We start from the raw sequence: 18100 nt of genomic DNA, 5'->3' as shown, positions 1-18100 counted from the left end.
CCGGACATTCCCGAGGGTCACGCGGATCCGCGTCGCCCCAACGTCAGCGCGACGAGGCCGGCCACGAGATACAGCGCCCCCTGCACCTGCAGCGAGACGGTGAACGCCGGTCCCGTGCCGATGAACCCGCCGACCAGGGTGCCCACCGCCTGCAGGGCGGTCAGTGCGGCGAACAGCAGGCTGGTGACCCGCCCGCGGTGACCGGCGGGCGTCTCGCGGTCGACGATCGTCAGCATCGCGGTCATGGCGAGCAGGCCCGGGGCCCCGACCAGCGCGAACAGGGCGACGTACAGCGGGAACCACGTCGTCAGCGCCGGCAGGTTCCAGATCAGGAGCGACAGCACGCCGAATCCGAGTATCGAGGCGGCGGCCAGACGCGCGGGTGCGACGCGTCCGACGACGCTGAGCAGTCCGACGCCCGCCACGAGAGCCCCGATCGCCTGGATGCCGCGCAGCACGCCGATCTCGACGTCACCGCCGCCCAGCACCTGGGGGACGAACAGCACGAAGAGGATCGAGAACAGACCCTGCGCGAGCGACATGAGCACCGCCACGAGCATGAGACGTCGGAGCACGCGGTCGCCGGCCACGATCGCGAGTCCCGACCCGAGCTCGCCGAAGAACGTGGCGCGCGCGGGGGCGCCCGCGGCGTCGACCTCGAGGGTGCGCAGCGCCGCGGTGTCGTCGTTCGCCGGGGTGGCGGCATCCGGTCGCCGTTTCGCCCGCGCGAAGAGCACGACGGATGCCACGGCGTAGGCACCCGCGGTGGCGACGACGAGGGCGTCGACTCCGCCGAGCCCCAGCGCCAGACCGCCGAGCGGTGCCCCGACCAGGCGGGCGAGACCGGAGCCGATGCCGAGCAGCTGGTTCACGGGTGCGACGTGGTCCGAGGGCACGAGAGCGGCGGCCACGCTCGGCCGCGCGGGTTCGATGATCGCCCCCAGTACCGATTGCACGACCGCGACGAGGGACACGATCCACAGGTCGGCGGCCGAGTCGACGAACAGCAGGGGGAGCACGGCGATCACCTGCAGCGCCGCGGTGCCGCCCATCAGGTGCCAAGGGTCTGTGCGGTCGATGAGCAGGCCCGCGAGCGGGGCGGCCGCCACCGTGAGCACGGCCTGCAGGACGAAGACGATCGAGGTGATCAGCGGCGACCCGGTGACGCCGAGCACGAAGAGGGGCAGGGCGACCAGCAGCATCCAGTCGGCGGTCTCGGCGATCGCGCCGCCCGACATCAGGCGCACGACACCGGGGAACCGCCAGGTGCCGCCGCTCACGTCGCGCCGTCGGGGGAGGGGAGGTCGGGTGTGCGCGGGGGTCCTGTCTGCGGGTCGGCGGCGTCGGTGTCCCGGGCGCGCGGGCGCATCGCGTCCGCGTTCCGGGCGCGCCGGCCGCTCGAGCCCGCGTCGACGAAGCCCGGGTCGACGAAGCGCGGGTCGACGACACCGCGCACCGAGATCGAGGCGACGGCGCTGCCCGCGGGGGCGTCGGCCCGGGTCGCACGCACGTAGGGGCGCACGATCGCGTCGATGCGTGCGCCGACGTCGGCGAGTTCGTCGGCGGTGAGCAGCACGGCGTAGTCGCTGATCACCGCCGCTTCGCGCCAGGGTGCGGGGAGGTCGCTCTCGTGCCGCAGGTAGTCGTCGAACCGCGCGTCGGTGTCGGCGAACCAGGCCGAGCGCACCGCGGCGCGCGTGAGTTCGTCGGCGGGCCCGCCGCCGGCATCCAGGTCGATGCCCGTGATCGTCGCGCGCCAGGGTCGCTTGCGTGCGTCGCCGGAGTCGTCGTCGGATCGCTCGACGAGGCCGAGCCGGGCGAGTTCGCGCAGGTGCCACGAGCAGTTGGATGCCGTCGCCCCCACCACCTCGGCGCACTCGGTCGCCGTCCGGGGTCCGACCGACAGCAGCAGCGACAGGATCGCGAGGCGCGACGGCACCGCGAGGGCGGCGAGCATGGCCGAGGTGGGGACGACGCGGCGCTCCGGACGATGTGAAGGCACGACTTCATACTATGGGGCGCGACGACACCGCGCCGGCACCGCCCAGGGACCGCGCCGTGCCGCGTCGCGCTGAGCGGCTCCGGATCCGTGCCCGTTCAGCCCCTCCCGACGTATCCCCTCCACGCTTCGCCGAGACGCTGAATCCCGGCCTCGAGCACCGCGGGCGTCGAGGTGACGGGGATGCGGATGTGGTCGTCGGCATCCACGTCCGACATGAACTGCGCCGACCCGGCCACCGACACGCCCAGCCCCGCGGCGTAGCGCGCGAAGCCGGCCGCTGAGCCCGACGGCAGCTGCGCCCAGAGCCACAGCCCTCCGCGCGGCGGACGGAACCGCCAGTCGGGCAGGTGGACGGCGAGCAGCTTCGCCGCGGCGTCGGCCGCTTCGCGGTGCACGGTGGCCACGGTGCGGCGCAGAACCGGAGCCTGCGCGATCAGGTCGATCGCCAGCAGCTGCGAGGGGACGCTGGTCGACAGGTCGGTGGTCTGACGCAGTCCGCGCAGTCGCCGCACGAGCACCGGGTCCGCCCGCAACCACCCGACCCGCAGGCCTTCCCACGCCCACTTGGACAGCGACTCGACCACGACGATGGGCGCGTCGGGGCGCAGGCTCGCCAGTGAGGGAGGGGTCACGCCGTCGAACGACACGTGCGCGAGCACGCGATCCTCGATCACCGTCACGCCGTGCTCGGCGGCGAGATCCGCGATGCGCCGACGCACGGCGAGACTCGTCTGGACGCCGGTGGGGTTGTGATTGTGCGGGTTCAGCGCGATGAGAACGGGTCGGCGCACCACGATCGCCATCTCGAGGGCGTCGATGTCGACGCCGTCGGGGGTGAGCCGGATGCCGTGCACCTGGCCTCCGCGACGACGCACGGCATCGGTGAAGCCGGGCCAGGCCACCTCTTCGGTGAGCACGGTGTCGCCGGGGGAGACCAGTTCGTCGACGAGCAGGCTGAGTGCCTGCTGCGCACCGTGCGTGACCAGGATCTGCGCCGCCGTCGTGGCCGTGCCGTCGTCGGTCATCAGCTGCGCGATGAGGGAGCGCAAGGCCGGGAGGCCCGCGGGATCGCCCTCGACGGTGCTCGCGTCGAGCACGGGCCGGTGGCGTTGCACGATGTCGACGGCGAGCGGCGAGATCGGGGGGACCGCGCGCAGCAGATCGATGCTCGACGGCAGGGTGGCGTACAGCGCCTCCGCGCGACCGGCGCTCTGACGCGCGGCCGTCGGGGGCGTCCCCGCGACGCGCGTGCCACTGCCCTGACGGCGATCGAGGATGCCGTCGTCGTACAGCCGCGCGTAAGCGCTGACGACCGTGCCCCGCGACACCGAGACCGTCGCCGCAAGCGTGCGTTCCGAGGGCAGCCGGTCACCGCCGCGCAGTTCCCCCTCGCGCACGAGCCGGGCGATGCCGTCGGCGAGGCTCGCTGAGAGGGTGGCGTCGGTCGTCGCCCAGCGTCCCAGGCGCAACGCCAGCTGTTCCGCCGAGACGACAGCCGTGCGCTGGTCCACCAGGGCGGAAGTGGCTCTGTCGAGAAGGGTCATACCTGGTGATTCTGGTCCAATGACCCTCTCGACCGCTTCCTCAGATCGCATCCCCAGTCCATTCACTCCCCAGTGGACCATTGCCGCGGTGCTCGAGTGGATCGGTGTCGACGATGAGCGCTGCCACGACGAACGGCTGTTCAAGATCCTGGATGCCGTGGACCAGGCGCTCGTGGGCGGTTCGGTCGCCGGAGCCCGCACCGCTCCCGGGAGCCACGCGGTCGTCCCCTCGGCGCGGGTGGTCGCTCTCGTGCGCTCGGTCGCGTCGCGGGTCGTCGCCGACCCGGCGCAGGGTGTTCGGCGCCTGGGCGAGGTGTTGGGTGTCGTGGAGCAGACGGCGGTGTCGCGGGGTGTGCTCGTTACGGTGTGACGGGTTCGTGGGGAGTGGTGCAGCGGGTAGGGGTGGGCTTGTGGCTTGTGGCTTGTGGCTTGTGGCGACTGGCGGGTGTGGGTCGGTTCGCGGTGCGGGTCGGCTTGTGTGGGAGTAGTGCAGCGCGCGTCGGCTCGTGAGGAGTGTTGCACCGCGCGCGGGTCGGCTCGCGGGCGGCGAGGCGCGTGTGCGCAGCTCCCCGGAGCTCCGCTCTGCGCGAGCAGGCTCCGCCGGTGCCGCTCGCGGCAATGTCGTACCCCCTCGCTAGGTTGGGGGTATGGACACCATGGCACCTTCGAAAGGCCGGTCACAGCCGGTTTCTTCGGGGTGGGGCGTGCCGTGGCCCAGCGATGAAGACCTGTCCGCCGACGCCGCCACGGCGTGGGCGATCGACGTGGGTTTGGTCGACCCCCACCCGTTCGGTGACGGTTCGACCGACGCCGCCGACGAGGACGGCGCGTGGCTCCTCACCCCCACTCCCGCGCACCTTCTCGGCGAGCTCGAGCACCACGTGCGCGAACGCCACCGGGCCACGGCCGCGGAGTACCGCCTCCTGAGACTGCTGCTCCACGAGGCGGTGGCCGATCCCGAGCCGTGGGTGGGTCCCGACCCGACCCTCGACATCGCGTGGACCGACCCTAGGCGGCGCACCGTGGCGGCGGTGCGCCGCGACCGGCGTGACATGGCCGAACGGGCGGTGATCGCCGAGATCGCGACGCGCCTGCGGCTGTCGGAGCAGACGGTGCGCACGCGAGCCGCCCATGCCGAGACGTTGCGGAGCCGTTGCCCCGAGGTCTGGAACGCCTTCGTCGACGGCACGATCTCGGAGCGTCACGCCGTCGAGTCGGCGCGGCTGGCGACGTCTCTTCCCGACGAGCCCGAGTCGCCGCCGACCGACGAGCCCGAGTCACTGCCGACCGGACCGACCGGGGCCGATGGCCCGGCGTCTGGTTCTGGCGGGTCGACGCCGCTCCCCGACGTGCGGCTGGACGGCACTGAAACGCTGTCCGACGAACCGGCCCCGGCTTCGGGCGAGCAGGCCCCGGCCTCCAGCGAGCATGAATCCTGGCGGGCGTTCGACGAGGGTGCCCTCGACCGCGCTCTCCGTCTTCCACCCGCGCGGTTCTCCGTCTCGGCGCGCGCTCTTCGCGAGCGCGTGCACCGCGAGTCCCTTCAGACGCGGCACCGTCGGGCTGCTCGCGACCGCGGCATGTGGCTGGCGGCCGAACTCGACGGCATGGCCACGCTGACCGCCCTGCTCCCCGCGGATCGTGCCCACGACGCGCTCGCTCGCGTCGATCGCGCGGCCCGTCACCTGCGGGTGGCCCCCGATGAGGACCGAACGCTCGCGCAGCTGCGGGCCGATGCTTTCGCGGATTTGCTCACGCGGTCCACGGGCGGGGCCGGGTCCCGCGCGGGGACGGGTTCGATCCATCGCGCCGAGGAACGCCCGGCGAGTGCGGGTGATCGTACCGGCGACGGCGCTTCCTTCGCTGTGCCGAATACCGCCGTGCCGACTGCCGCCGTGCCGAATACCTCCGTGCCGACTGCCGCCGTGCCGGCTGCCGTGGTACCGGCTGCCGTGGTACAGGCCGCCGCCCCGCCAGCCGCTGCCCCGCCGACTGCCGCCGTGTCTACTGCCGCCACGCCGACTGCCACAACGCCGACCGCAGCCTCTCCGCCGACGCCCTCCGCGCCCCCGGATCGTCGCGCGTCGATCGTCATCACGGTCCCCGCACTCACGCTTCTCGGAGCAGGCGACGAGCCCGCTCGTCTTGACGGGTACGGCCCGATCGACCTCGACACGGCTCGGCGTCTCGCCGGCGAGGCCACCTCCTGGGTGCGGATTCTCACGCATCCCGTGACGGGCGTGCCCCTCGCGCTCGATCGGTCGACCTACCGTGTGCCGACCGCGTTGCGTCGATGGTTGGGCGTGACCTCGCCGACGTGCGTCTTCCCGGGATGCGGGCGACCCGCACGCGAGTGCGACCTCGATCACCTGGCCGCGTGGAGCGCCGGCGGTGTCACCGATGACGACAACCTCGCACCCGAGTGCCGACATCATCACCGCATCCGTCACGAGACTCGGTGGAATCCCTCGCGCGACCCCGACACCGGCGACCTGCGCTGGACGTCGCCGCTCGGTGCCGAGATCGCCGAGGATCCACCGCCGTTCTAGGCCGCATCTCTCACATCGCCACGACGGGTTGAGAGACTGTCGCGCGTGGCAGGATTTCATCATGTCGAGGTCTGGATCGCGGATCTTGCAGAGGCTCGGGCCGAATGGGGCTGGCTGCTTCGCGAACTCGGCTTTGAGCGCGAGGGCGAGTGGCCCGAGGGAGAGTCCTGGGCCGCGGGTGACGCGTATCTGACGCTCACGACCTCCCCGAATCTGTCCGCGGTGGCGCACGACCGGAGGGCGCCGGGTGTGAACCATCTCGCATTCAAAGCGGGTGCGCCCGGCCGGGTCGACGCGATCATGGTTCAGGCGCAGCAACACGGGTGGCGGCCGCTCTATCAGGAGCGATATCCGCACGCGGGAGGCCCGGATCACTACGCCGGTTGGCTGGAGAACTCCGCGGGCTTAAAAGCGGAGGTCGTTGCCGACGAGTCGTGATCATCCCTCCGTGGTGACCCTGAGCCAGAGCATGATCGCGCGGAGGACGACACCGCCCGATAGGTGAGCGCGAGCTTGTCGCATCGGGTGGCGAGCCCGCACCACCGCGTGGTCTCGTCACACCCTCGCTCGACCACGTTGCGGCCGTTGTCGTTGTCGTGGTCGTAGCCGAGAGGGCGGTCGCCTCGGGGATCGCAACGTGTGCGATGACCCTGCTGGCCGGCGGGTTCGGGAATCCCCGCCCCGCCGTCGGGCCGCGCGGCTACGACGCCCCGCAGCGCCCGCTCACCCGGACTACGACGCCCGCAGCGACGGCCCACCCGGCCCACCCAGCCCGCAGCGCCGCCTCACCCCTCCGCCGCGACCCCCACCTTCGCCTTCGCCCACGACCGTCCGCGCGTGTCCTTCAAGATGTCGTACTCGACGTCGACGTGCGGTTCGATCGCGCTGTACTTGTCGTTCGGGGCGCCGATCACGAGCTGGAAGCCGAGGCCGCGCCAGGCGCCGATCGCGCGCTTGGTGAAGTGCGCGTCGGCCTTGATCAGCGCCTCGTCGAGGAACACCGGGGCGTAGCGGGGGCGCTCGGCTCCGGCATCCCCGAGCTGGTACCGCAACGCCGCGCCGACGATGAACGCGATGAGCTCCTGCGACTCTCCGCCGGACTTCTCACCGATGTGGTCGTACAGGGCGACGTGCTCGCCGGTGTCGGCGCGGAAGCGCTCGGCGCTCACCCGCACGTGGTTGCGCACGTCGACGAGGTCGGCGAAGTCGGGGGCGGTCGAACGGATGCGGTTGATGAGGCGCGCCATGCGGGTGTACACCGCTTCGCGTTCCTCGTCGGACGAGGCCGCGTCGATCGCCGCACGCACGTCGCGCAGCTCGCGACGGAAACGGCGACGCACCTCGGACTGCCCCTCGCGCGGCACGATCTGCAGGCGGTGCTCGTCGTCGTAGAACGGCAGGTCCTGCATGATGTCGTTGATCGGCGCGATCCGCTCCCGGATGTCGCGCAGCGCCCGTGTCAGCGCCGAGTCGAGGCTCGTCAGGTCGTTGCCCGACAGGCGCAGCAGACTGTCGCGCCACTCCGCTTCGAGCTCGTGCAGGCCGCTCGCTTCGAGATCGGCGAGGATCCGCTCGAAGTCGCCGAGCGACTCGTCGGGGTCGGCGAGCAGGTTCGGACTCGGCCACCGGTCGGTGAACGCGATGAGCGTGCGCCGCAGGCTCTCGCGCTGGTCGCCCCAGGTCTCCTGCGCCGACCGCTGCTCTTCGAGCAACCGTCGGGAGGCGGATTCGAGGGCGGCATCGAAGCTCGCCAGGAGCTGCGACGGCGTCGCGTCCGACGCTCCCGGTGCCACGAACAGCGCGTCGAGGTAGTCGACCTCGTCGGGCGAGAGGGCGGTCTCGGAATCCTCCGCGCGTTCGATGAGCATCTGCGCCGCGTCGACGTCGTCGGTGATCTCGGCCCAGCGCGCGGCCATCGCCTGCTGTTCGGTCTTGGCCCCGCCGATCTCTTCGCGCAGGCGGCCGGCCCGGGCACGGGTGCCCGAGATCTGCTCCTGCAGTTCGGCGATGCGGGGATTGCCGGCGGTGATCTCGGCGATCGTCTCGTTCCAGCGGTCCAGATCGCGCTGGACGGATGCCACGTCCACCTGGTCCCATGACAGGTCGGCGATCTTCTCGAGGGCGCTGCGCCGCTCGTCGAACGCGTCGAGGGCGGTGGAGGCCTCGTCGACCGTGGCTTTGGCGGCCGTGAGGGCGCGGCGCGCGGTGACGATCTGCTCGCCGAGCTCGGTCAACCGCACGCGCGACGAGAACCCGAGCACGCTCTGACGGATCGACCCCCCGTGCGCGCCGCGTGCACCCTGGCTCGTCTGCCCCGAGATGGTGAGCGCCAGGCGGTGCCGAGACAACTCCGACGCGGCATCCACGCAGACGAACGCGAACTGCTGCTCGAGCCGGTCCTGCAGCCACCCGGTGAAGAGCGAGGCGCGGAATTCCAGACGCCCGGGAAGGGTCGCCGGATCCATCCCGCCGCGTTCGGGGAGCCCGGTCGACACGCCCTCGAACCGCAGGCGCTCCGACAGCCGGACGCCGTCGATCGCCGCGCGGAACGATGCCAGGTGCGCGGCATCCACGAGAAGGGTCGTCGCGAACCCCCCGAGGGCGAGGGTGAAGGCCCCGCGCCACGGCTCGTACTCGGTGCGCACGTCCACGAGCTCGGCGACGAAGGGCAGCTCGGCGGCGGTCAGACCGGCGGCCTCGGCCAGGGCCTCGCGGGCCTCGTGCAGGCGGGGCGGGATGTTGTCGTCGCGGGTCTGCGTGCGGCGGTGCTCGGCCTCGAGGGCGGCGAGCTGCTGGCGAAGGTCGGTGTGGGTGCTGCTGGCGGCGACGAACGCGTCGCGGACGGCCGTCTTGGCCTCCGCGTCACCGAGGGTGCGGCGCGCGTCGTCCACGAGGGCGGCGAACTGCTTCTCGGTCGACACCTCGGTCTGCAGCACCGCGAGCGCCGCCTCGAAGCGCTCCCGGTCGCGCTGCATGCCGGCCAGGCGCCGCTCGAGCGTGCGGAGCTCGCGCTGGGCGGCGTCGAGCCGATCACCGCCGGCCGCGCGCAGCACGTCGCCGAGGCCCTCGCGCTCGGCTTCGGCGGCGTCGGCGAGGGCCTGGCGTTCGCGCACGAGCGCGTCGGTGGCGTGCGTGCGGTCGCGCAGCTCGGCCTCGACCGCGCCGAGCAGATCGACCCGGCGCTGCGCCCGCCAGAGCGAGGCGCGCGAGTCGGGGTCGGTGAAGCGTCCGAGCGCGTCGATCAGCCGCAGACGTTCGGCGGCCTCGTCGATGCGCGTCTTAATCGCGCGGATGGGCTGCAGCGCCCGCACCTGTTGGCGCGCCTCGAGCATGCGCGTGCGCGTCGACTCGAGCCCGTCGAAGTGCGACACGACGGCGTCGGCGACGGTGAGGGTCTCGGGCTCTTCGAGCACCATGCGCTTGTAGAGGTCGTCGACGGTGGTGATCTGCTGCCCGGCTTGGATGCGCGCGAGCAGGCTCATCGCCTTCGTGCCCGCCCCCGCCGCGCCGATGCCGAGCACGCCGTGCAGCCGGGCCGAGAACTCGCGGTCGGTGGCGAGGGTGTCGAGTCCCGTCGCCCGCACCGCCGCGTCGGACAGGTGCTGCTGCGCCGCCCGCTCCAGGTCGCGCAGGTCGAACGCGCCGTGCACGGTGGCGCGCACCTTGACGGCGTCGTCGAGCGTGCGGGCGGCGGCGGGGATGTACCAGGCGCGCACCGCGGTGAAGCGGGCGCCGTCGTGGTCGGCCCAGGTCATCGCGATCGCGGTCCACGTGTCGACACCGTCGCCGCGCAGCACCCGGATCTTCGTGCCCTCGTCGGTGCGCGACTCATCGAGCTTGCCGCGGCCGTACGAGAGGATGTTGCGCTGCTCCTGCCCGCGCGGGCGCCCCACCACCGCACCGTTGGAGGCGCCGTTGAACGGGGTGGTGTGCGGCATCATGAGCGCGACGTACGCGTCCATCAGCGTCGACTTGCCCGAACCCGACCCGCCGCAGAGCAGCGTCGCGGTGGGGGCGAAGCGCACGCGATGCGTCCCGTCGTAGCCGCCCCAGTTGACGAGCTGCAGGTCTTCGGCCACCCACTGCTGTCCGCGCGAGGCGGCAGGAATGAGGCCGAACAGGGTCTCGAGCATGGTCATCGGGGGTCTCCCTCGAACGTTCCGGATGCCGCGACCTCGCGGTCACCGGCAGCCTCGGCATCCTGTGTCTGCTCGTCGAGAGCGGGTGCCACGACGCCGCCCTCGCGTGGGCTCCCGGCATCCTGGGTCTGCTCGTCCAACCAGAGCTGCAGTTCGCGAAGCGTCTCGGCGCTGAGCACGACCTCGATGAGCGGTCCGATGCGGTACCGCCCCTCGGACTCCTCCTCGATGATGCCCTCGCGGTCCAGTCGCGCGATCGCGGTGCGCACGGCCCGCTGCTGACTGGCGCGCGTGCCGTCGGTCTCGGCGAAATACGTCAGCACGGTCTGCTCGACCTCTTCGACGTCGACGCGCGCCGACGCGGTGCCGGCGGTCGTCTCGCGCTGGAACACCGTCCGCAGGTACACGAGCACGAGCGTCTCGGCGCGCGAGTACGCCTCGTCCTTCAGCAGGATGGGCACGTCGATCTCGTCGCTGCGCACCTGCTCCTTGTACGCGACGCCCCGCGCGTGGTCGACGACGAGCCGCACGAATAGATCGTTCAGACGCGACTCGATCATCTGCTGGTGCTCGAGCAGCAGCTTCCACTCGGCGGGGGAGTTCTCGGCGCTCAGGAACCGGCGCTGCAGGATGCGCACGAGCACGCGCCGCACCTCGGAGTCCAGGATGCCGCGATCTCCCGGGAACAGCGCGTCGGGGTCGTTCTCCATCGCGACCGGGGCGATGAAGGCGGAGGACTCCGTGCCGCCGGGGGAGACCTCGGCATCCGGCGATGGTGCCGTCGTCGAGGAAGCGGGGGCGTCGGCGCCGTGGCGCGCGCGGGAGGGTGCGAACACGTCCTCGTCAGTCATCGGCATCCCTTTCTCGCAAGCTGTTCGCTCTGACCGCCCCGAAGGCGAAGCGCCGGGTGGTGCCGTCGGGGCGTACGGCCTCGACGATCGAGACGTCGTCGGTCTCGGTGAGCCCCCCGCGATGCACGATCTCGAGCAGGCCGACCAGATCGACCGGGCGGCGGGTGTCGGCGGAGCCGCCCGAGAAGGCGGTCGCCAGATCGAAGCCGTCGCCGAGCGTGGCGACGTACGCCTCGAGCTCGGCGTAGTGCGGGCCGCCCCAGGCGCGGGTGTCGGCGTCGACGAACTCGGCCTCGACGTCTGCCGATGCCAACGGCGCCGGCGCCCCGGCCGGACGCACGTCGCTGAGCGACTGGCGCAGGTGCCCGATGTCGGCGAGCGGGAGCGTGCGCACGGGCTCGACGCGACCGGGCGTCTTGGTCTGGCTCCAGCGGTGGAGCCCCGCCATCACGCCGCGCAGCAGGTCGTCGACCTGGCGATCGCGGATGGGATCGTGCGTGCGCACCTGCGCGGTGATGACGTGCGAGGCCCGCCGCTGGGCGGTGAGCACCTCTTGCACGCCCGCTTCGACGCGCCGGGCGATGGCGTCGAGCTCGGCCCGCTGGTCGGGGGTCATCAGCCGCGAGAAGGGCTGGGCGAGCACGGCGTGCAGCTGGTCGGTGAGGTCGTCGATGTTCTCGGGGTCGCCGATCAGACGCAGCGCGCCCTGGAAGGCTCGACCCTCGGGGGTGGCCTGCATCACCTGACGCCCGCGCTCGAGATACTCGCGCAGCACCTCGCCGGTGGGACGCACGTCGCGGCGGAGCTCGGCGACGACGTCGCGCTGCATCGCGGCGATCGACTCCGCCACGCGCGAGAAGTCCGCGGGCAACTCGCGCGCGAGGTGGATGACGTTCTCGGCCTCTTCGAGCAGGTGGTCGTCGTCGAGGGGCTCGACGACGCCCTCCTCCAGCGCGGCGATCTCGGCATCGAGGGCCGCCCGCTCCTCGAGAAGTGCCTCGCGGCGTCGGGCGGGGTCGCTCTCGGCGTCGCGGGCGAGGCGCTCGACCGCGTCGAGAAGCGTGCGCACGCGCGAGCGGGAGACACGGGCGCGGCCGCCGCCGGCGCGACCGGCGATCTCGAGAGCGCCCACGGCGTGCGCCGAGAGGCGGTACACCTCGACGTCGTCCTCGATCTGCAGACCGAGCCAGCCCACGCGCACCCAGCCGCGACAGATCTCGCGCGCCGACCCCGCGGGGATGCGGCGGTCGTCGTCGGTGTCGTAGCCCGCCGCGCGCAGCTCGTCGATGGCCTCGGCGACCTCGACGTGCGCGTCGGCGACGGTGACCGCCGCGCGGTCGGGGGTGAAGACCACCGAGAGCACGGCCACGACGAAGGGGGCGAAGCGCCCGTGCAGCAGGTCGAGCGTGGGGTTCTTGAACGCCGTCACCGAGCGCAGGTACGCGGCTTCGGTTCGGGTGCTGCTCACTGGCTCGAGTCTACCGGCGCCCCGCCCGCGCCGCCTTAACGGCGAGGTCGCGCGCCACGACGGGTGATGTTCCGGGTGAGCCCTGCCGTCTCGGGCGCGCACCGTGCGTCGGGAACGGCAGCCGGATGCCGCGTCCGCGGGGCCGCTCACCCGCTCCGGCCCTCCCGGCCGCCCGCGGGAGCCGCCCGTCGCCCCGGGCATCGTCGCGAGAACGCCGTGTGCCACGGCGCCGGTCGCCCCGCGGCCGACGACGGGAAGGATGACCGGTGCGTCACAACCTCGACGGCCCCCGGGCTCGGATCGATCTGTCCGGTGCCGTCCCGAGTCGGCGCGCCGTGGTGGTGGCGGGCACGTGGGCGGTTCCCGCGATCGCGCTCGTGGTCACGAGCCCGGCCTTCGCGGTGTCGGGGGTGACGTTGTCGTTCTCGTCCGGCGCATACGCGGGAGTGCCGTGCGAGGACATCACCGACGCCGTCGTCCACGCGGCCACGGGCGGCGTCCCCCAGGCGGGGGTGAGCGTGGTGCTCCAGCTCTCCGACGGTTACACCTTCGATGCGGCCGCCGTCACGGCCACCGTCGTCACCGACGCCGACGGCACCGCCCCGTGCGGCACCATCCACGTTCCGGGCAGCGGCGCGACCGGCACCCTCGCCGCCTCGGCGAGTGGCGCGACGAGTGCTTCGGCCACCCTCACCGCGTTCAGCGGCCGGCTGCTGACGACGCCGGGGACGCTGTCGGCGGTCTCGCTCGTGCCCGCGGGGGCGGTACCCCTCGCCCACGACCTCTTCCTGCACGACGCCGCGCTCTACCGCGCCGGTGTCGGCGTCGTGCACGCCGAGGTGGCAGCCGCAGGCGCCCTCGCCGAGGCGCCCGCGAAGAACGGGGCCTTCCTGCTGCCCCTGCGCCTCGAAGACGGCTCCGCCGCGGTCTACGACACGCAGGCCGGAACGGTCGTCCCCGTCGTCGGCGTCCCCTCCGGGGCGACGCCCGTGGCGGCCGATCTGTTCCTGGCGGGCACGACCGTGTACCGCGCCGGTGTCGCGATCGCCACCGATGTCTCCGCCTACGGCCAGCTGCTCGAGCACGAGCAGGGCGCGGGCGGCACCGGACAGTTCGAGCTGCCCTACCGCGCCCTGGACGGGACGCCGCGACTGCTGCGCACCCCGCTCGACGAGACGCGCGCCGCCTTCGAGTTCGGCGGTCCCGCGGGACCACCGCCGGGCGCGACGCCGGTCGCCGGCGACCTGTTCGCCGCCGACGGCTCGATCTACCGGGTGAGTTGGGACGGCGACTGCCCCTACGGCGCCGGTGTCGTGGCCACGGGAATCGCGTCGTGGGGGACCCTCACCCCGAACCCGTCGTACATCGGCGAGCGCCTGCTGCCCGTCGTCACCGCGGCGGGGGCGCCGGCGCTGTTCATGGTGTCGGGCAACACCGTGCGCGAAGCCACGGCCGTCCCGAACGGTGCGACCCCGATCGGTGCCGACCTGTTCCTGCTCGGCGAGAGCATCCACCGCGACGGCGACGGCGTGGTCGCCACCGGCGTGGCCGCGGTCGGGTACCCCGCGCCTGCGGCGTCGGGGTCGTCCCAGATCGTCATCCCCCTCGCATCCGTGGCGCCCTCATGTTGAGCCGTCCGCACGAAGGAGAACCCGTGACCCCCACTCCTCGCCCGCCCGGGCGTCGCCCGTCCGGTGCTCGTCGCTGGTGGGCGGTCGGCATCGTCGGGGCCCTGCTGACCACCGCCGGCGTGGTCGGTGTGTGGCCCTCCGTCCCCCCGACACCGGAGGCCGCGGCCTCGCCGCCGCCGGCGCCCGCGGTCGCGGCGGCGACCCCGTCGTGGTCGGAGGCGATCGGCATCCCCGCGGACGCCACCGAAGAGGAGCGGCTGCGGATCGAGCTGTCGTACGACCTCGTCGCCGTGCCGACCGCGCGCTACGACCAGCTTCGCGCCCTGCCGGACGTCTCGGAGGTGAGCCCCGTCACGCGCGGCGACACGGTCTACGTCGCCGTGCCCGCCACCGAGGTGCCGGCGATCCTCGCGGTGATCCCCGAGGCCCGCTTCCTGCCCAACGAGATCGTCACGGCATCCGCGGATCAAACCCCCACCCCCTCGTGGGGTCTGGACGCCGTCGACAACACCGCCGCGCTCACCGACGACCACTACCTGTACGACTCCACGGGAGCCGGCGTCACGGCGTTCATCGTCGACAGCGGCGTGCAGTCCTCGCATCCCGACTTCGGGGGACGCGTCGACGCCGCCAACGGTCACAGCGAGGTCGACGACGGTCGGGGCACCGAGGACTGCAACGGTCACGGAACCCACGTGGCGGGCACGGTCGGCAGCACCACATACGGCGTCGCCAAAGACGTGCGAATCGTGCCCGTTCGCGTGCTCGGCTGTGGTCGAGAGGGCTCGGGCCTCGCCCTGCTGTACGCCATGTTCTGGATCTACGACAACCACGACGGGGCGAACGCGGTCATCAACATGAGCCTCGGTCTGCCGCGCAACGCCTTCGTCGACGACATCATCGACGACGGGATCGAGCTCGGCTTCGTGATCGTCGTCGCCGCCGGCAACGAGACGCAGGACGCGTGCAACGTCTCGCCCGCCGGCGCTCCCGATCTGCTGACCGTCGGGGCGATCGACTCGAGCCGCACCCTCGCGTGGTACAGCAACTACGGTCCGTGCGTCGACATCCTCGCCCCCGGCTCGGGGATCACCTCGACCTACCTCGACTCCTCGACTGCGGTGTTCGACGGGACGTCGATGGCCACGCCGCACGTCGCCGGCCTCGCGGCCCGTCTGCGTCAGCTGCACCCCGCGTGGGGCCCGGCCGAGGTGCAGGCCGCGCTGACGACGGCGGCGGCGACCGGCCACGTGGCCGATCTCCCGGCCGGGACGCCGAACCTGCTGGCCGCCCTCCCCGCTGTTCCCCGCATCACCGCGCTGACGGCCACCGCCGACCCCGCGGGTGTCGCCTTGGCCTGGACCACCAACGACATCGGCACGCCCACCGCCTTCTCGGTGACGGTGACCGACACCTCGACCGGTCGCGCCTATCCCGTGGTCGTCGCGGGTCTTCACGGATCGACCGTCTTCACCGAGGTGGCATCCGGTCGCACCTACAGCGTGAGCGTCACGGGCACGGTGCGGATGCCGGCGGGGACGGCGTCGACGACCGAGACGGTCACCACCGAGTACACCGCGCCGTAGCGCCCCTCACCACCGGGCGCGGGCGGGTGCCTCGGCATCCTGCCCCGCGAGGCGGCGGAGGCGCGCCAGCTCCGGAACAGGGTCGGTGTGGTCGTCGACGCGCAGATCGAGCAGGGTGTCTGTGCGGGAGGCCACCAGCAGTGCGGCGCTCTGGCGGCCCCGCGCATCGCCCCCGGCCCCGTCGCCCGCGGCGAGCGTCTCCAGCAGCCGGTCCGCCAGATCGATTCCGGCCGTCGCCGTCCAGGTCTCGGCCATCGCCTCGAGCACCTCGCCGCCGACGAGCAGGTTGCCGACGAAGACGGCATCCGGCCCCACCCGGTGGCCCGCCCAGGCGGTGATGTCGGCGCCGGAGCGCGCCGCACCGTCGCCGGCCCAGCCGAGCACGGCGACCTGCCGCAGGCGCGACCCGTCGTCCCAGTCGGGGACGCGCGCGACCGCCGCGGCCGCGTCGGATCCCGCCCGCATCTCGTCGAGCAGCAGCGCACGCAACGAGCGGTTGGTCCACGCCTGACTCGCCACGACGCCCACCGCCGGGGCGACCGCGAGCACCGAGGCGCCGACGGCGAGCGATCTGCTCGCGGTGGCGGCGCCGATCCGCCCGCGCAGAGGGTCGCGGCCGAGGACGGTGAAGGTCATGGATGCTCCCGAGGGGTCGGCGAGGGGCGCCCGGGGGGACGACGGCGGTTTGTGAAGATCGTGTTTCGGTGCCGGCCGGGGCTTGTGTCCGTCCCCATGCTTGCACATACTGATCGAAACATCATCTAAATGATGATTCGCTCACCCGATTGGCATCCACATGAACACGCGCATCACACTCGGCATCGCCGGCGCGCTCGCCGCGACCCTCGCCCTCGCCGGCTGCTCGGCCGGTCAGGGCGTGGACCTCGGCGACTCCGGCACCGCCTCCGGCCAGACCCTCGTCGCCGCGATCGGCGGTGAGCCCGACCAGCTCGACCCGCAGAAGACGACGTCGTACTTCGCGTTCGAGGTGCTCGAGAACGTCTACGACACCCTCGTCGCGCCCGACGCGGCGCTCGAGATGCAGCCCGCGCTCGCCGAGAGCTGGGAGACCAGCGACGACCAGCTCACGTGGACCTTCCACCTGCGGGACGGCGTCACGTTCCACGACGGTTCCGCCTTCACCAGCGAAGACGTCGTCTACTCCTACCGCCGCATCATCGACGAAGAGCTCTCCAACGCGTGGAAGTTCGCCACCGTCGCCGACGTCGCCGCCCCCGACGACGCCACCGTCGTCATCACCGTCACCCAGCCCACCCCGAACCTGCTGTCGAACCTCGGCGGCTTCAAGGGCATGGCGATCGTCGAGAAGGCCAACGTCGAATCGGGCGACATCACCACCGCGCCCGTCGGCACCGGCCCCTTCTCGCTCAGCGACTACACCGCCGGCGATCACATCACCCTCACCGCCAACCCCGACTACTGGGGTGGCGCACCGTCGCTGGGCGGCGTGGAGTACCGCTTCATCTCGGAACCGGCGACCGCCCTCGCCTCGCTCAAGGCCGGCGACATAGACTGGACCGACGTGGTGCCCGCCCAGCAGGTCGAGCAGCTCGGGAGCGACAGTGCGGTGACCCTCGGCCTCACCCCCTCCAGCGACTACTGGTACCTCGCGCTCAACGAGGCCAAGCAGCCGTGGAGCGACGTGCGCGTCCGCCAGGCGATCGCGTACGCCATCGATCGGGATGCCATCGTGCAGGCCGTCAGCTACGGCACCGCCGAGAAGAACCAGCTCGCCATCCCGACGCAGAGCGTCTGGTACACGGAGTACGACCAGTACTCCACCGATGTCGATAAGGCGAAGCAGCTGCTCGCCGAGGCCGGGTACACCGGCGGGACGCTCGACCTGCTCGCCACGAGCGACTACCCCGAGACCGTGACCGCGGCCCAGATCATCGCCGCCAACCTCGAACCCCTCGGCATCCAGGTGCAGATCCGTCAGCCCGACTTCTCCACCTGGCTCGACGAGCAGAACTCCGGCAACTTCGACATGTTGATGATGGGGTGGCTCGGCAACATCGACCCCGACGACTTCTACTACTCCCAGCACCACACCGACGGTGCGAGCAACGCGCAGAAGTTCTCGGACCCCGACGTCGACCGCCTGCTCGACGCCGGTCGGGTCGAGACCGACGCCGACGCCCGCAAGAAGCTGTACGCGGACGCTGCGACGATCATCGCCGACAAGGCCAGCTACATCTACCTCTACAACCCCTCGGTGACCCAGGTGTGGTCGCCGGCCGTGACGGGGTACGAGACCCGGGCCGACCGCGCGATCCGCTTCGCCGGCACCAGCCTCGACAAGTGATCCC

General features: G+C 72.3%; 13 protein-coding genes. 6 read left to right on the top strand and 7 right to left on the bottom strand.

Annotation, left to right across the window (positions count from 1 at the left end):
* Positions 1–17: 17 nt before the first annotated feature.
* The 3 genes from BJP65_RS02995 to BJP65_RS02985 form a co-directional block, all read right to left on the bottom strand.
* On the bottom strand, positions 18–1280 hold the full coding sequence (locus BJP65_RS02995; RefSeq protein ID WP_070408158.1) for an MFS transporter: 1263 nt from the start codon (positions 1278–1280) through the stop codon (positions 18–20).
* Positions 1277–2002, bottom strand: coding sequence for a helix-turn-helix transcriptional regulator (locus BJP65_RS02990; protein WP_156784793.1), 726 nt, complete (start codon positions 2000–2002; stop codon positions 1277–1279). Before BJP65_RS02990 ends, BJP65_RS02995 begins: the two co-directional genes overlap by 4 nt.
* A 95-nt stretch (positions 2003–2097) precedes the next feature.
* On the bottom strand, positions 2098–3546 hold the full coding sequence (locus tag BJP65_RS02985; RefSeq protein WP_070408156.1) for a PLP-dependent aminotransferase family protein: 1449 nt from the start codon (positions 3544–3546) through the stop codon (positions 2098–2100).
* A 19-nt stretch (positions 3547–3565) separates the two neighbouring features.
* Here BJP65_RS02985 and BJP65_RS02980 point away from each other — a divergent pair, with 19 nt between their 5' ends.
* The 3 genes from BJP65_RS02980 (at position 3566) to BJP65_RS02970 (ending at position 6533) form a co-directional block, all read left to right on the top strand.
* Positions 3566–3916, top strand: coding sequence for a hypothetical protein (locus BJP65_RS02980; protein ID WP_156784792.1), 351 nt, complete (start codon positions 3566–3568; stop codon positions 3914–3916).
* 334 nt (positions 3917–4250) lie between these two features.
* Complete coding sequence (locus tag BJP65_RS02975) at positions 4251–6095, top strand: HNH endonuclease signature motif containing protein (RefSeq protein WP_070408154.1); 1845 nt, start codon at positions 4251–4253, stop codon at positions 6093–6095.
* Positions 6096–6140: 45 nt separating this feature from the next.
* Complete coding sequence (locus tag BJP65_RS02970; protein WP_070408153.1) at positions 6141–6533, top strand: VOC family protein; 393 nt, start codon at positions 6141–6143, stop codon at positions 6531–6533.
* Positions 6534–6880: 347 nt separating this feature from the next.
* On the opposite strand, the gene BJP65_RS02965 is transcribed toward BJP65_RS02970, so the two are convergent.
* Genes BJP65_RS02965 through BJP65_RS02955 form a run of 3 tightly spaced genes read right to left on the bottom strand, consistent with a single transcriptional unit; the run spans position 6881 to position 12553 of the window.
* A complete protein-coding gene (locus BJP65_RS02965) occupies positions 6881–10234 on the bottom strand; it encodes an ATP-binding protein (RefSeq protein WP_070408152.1) in 3354 nt (1117 codons plus the stop codon).
* Positions 10231–11085, bottom strand: a complete 855-nt coding sequence (locus BJP65_RS02960) for a DUF4194 domain-containing protein (RefSeq protein ID WP_374754262.1) — start codon at positions 11083–11085, stop codon at positions 10231–10233. The genes BJP65_RS02965 and BJP65_RS02960 overlap by 4 nt, the downstream gene beginning before the upstream one ends.
* The gene (locus BJP65_RS02955; RefSeq protein ID WP_070408151.1) at positions 11078–12553 is read right to left on the bottom strand and encodes a DUF3375 domain-containing protein; all 1476 of its coding nucleotides are present in this window, start codon (positions 12551–12553) and stop codon (positions 11078–11080) included. The genes BJP65_RS02960 and BJP65_RS02955 overlap by 8 nt, the downstream gene beginning before the upstream one ends.
* Positions 12554–12819: 266 nt before the next feature.
* On the opposite strand from BJP65_RS02955, the gene BJP65_RS16745 reads away from it, so the two are divergent.
* Together BJP65_RS16745 and BJP65_RS16740 are read left to right on the top strand one after the other, a co-directional pair.
* Complete coding sequence (locus BJP65_RS16745) at positions 12820–14184, top strand: hypothetical protein (RefSeq protein WP_070408150.1); 1365 nt, start codon at positions 12820–12822, stop codon at positions 14182–14184.
* Between the two features lie 23 nt (positions 14185–14207).
* Entirely contained in the window at positions 14208–15770 is a 1563-nt protein-coding gene (locus tag BJP65_RS16740; protein WP_070408149.1) for a S8 family peptidase, read from the top strand.
* Between the two features lie 6 nt (positions 15771–15776).
* On the opposite strand, the gene BJP65_RS02940 is transcribed toward BJP65_RS16740, so the two are convergent.
* Positions 15777–16406 carry a DUF1028 domain-containing protein gene (locus BJP65_RS02940; RefSeq protein WP_070408148.1) on the bottom strand — a complete coding sequence of 210 codons (630 nt, stop codon included), beginning with the start codon at positions 16404–16406 and terminating at the stop codon, positions 15777–15779.
* 160 nt (positions 16407–16566) lie between these two features.
* On the opposite strand from BJP65_RS02940, the gene BJP65_RS02935 reads away from it, so the two are divergent.
* The gene (locus BJP65_RS02935) at positions 16567–18096 is read left to right on the top strand and encodes an ABC transporter substrate-binding protein (RefSeq protein ID WP_055937300.1); all 1530 of its coding nucleotides are present in this window, start codon (positions 16567–16569) and stop codon (positions 18094–18096) included.
* Positions 18097–18100: the final 4 nt, after the last annotated feature.

It is taken from the genome of Microbacterium sp. BH-3-3-3 (assembly GCF_001792815.1).
Taxonomy (GTDB): domain Bacteria; phylum Actinomycetota; class Actinomycetes; order Actinomycetales; family Microbacteriaceae; genus Microbacterium.
Note: the sequence above shows the minus strand (reverse complement) of the source record. Positions and strands in the feature narration are given on the sequence as shown.